Annotated in this window: 1 protein-coding gene; it reads right to left on the bottom strand. The window is 34.5% G+C overall.

Annotation, left to right across the window (positions count from 1 at the left end; all coding sequences use genetic code 11):
- Window positions 1–789, bottom strand: a 789-nt coding sequence (gene istA / locus KW850_RS32595; RefSeq protein WP_218351723.1) for an IS21 family transposase, incomplete at both ends; no start/stop codon positions are given.

The following is a 789-nucleotide window of genomic DNA, read 5'->3' on the forward strand; positions in this document are numbered from 1 at the left end:
TTCGCAATACATTCAAATTCATCAAATATCTCCACATGATGATCTAAGGTTTCTTTAATCTTCACTTTTTGACCTGCAAATCGAAATGGGACAGAATAACGTTTCCCTTTGTAAGAAACGAAAGAATCTCTACTAACTTCTCTTATTTCCCAATGTGCAATAGGAAAAGAAGGCTTCATATTTGAGTTACCTAAGTATTTCTGTTCAATCTCAAATCTCTTCAACGGTGACTCATTTGTTGTACCGTTTAATTTTTTATTTGCTGTCTTATCAAGCCATAATCTAACATTCTCATTTAATGAGTATAATGTGGGTTGATGCTTACGCTTCATAAAATTCTTCTTTAAATAACCAACAACGTTCTCAACTTTTCCTTTTGTTTGAGGTCTACTTGGTTTACATGCCTTCGGCACAATCCCATAGTAGGCAAGGAAATCTTCAAACTTTCGATTAAATCGTATCTCGACTGGAGTATGTTTGATTACTGCTGTTTTCATATTGTCATAGAGTATCTGCTCAGGTACACCATTAAAATATGAGAATGCATTCATATGACATTTCATTAGGGTTTCTAAATCCATACTGATTGTAAACTCAATGTATTTCATCCTTGAATAACCCAATACCATAACAAAGGCATAAACTTCTTTTATCTCTCCATCAACTTCATATTTTCCTACATGAGCCCAATCCATCTGTCCTTGTTTTCCTGGAGGAGTCTCAAACCGTAAGGTTGCTTGTTTCTTTGGACTTTCTCTAAATGGCCTAACATAATCCCTTAATATAGTC

The sequence above is a fragment of the Bacillus sp. sid0103 genome (assembly GCF_019219025.1).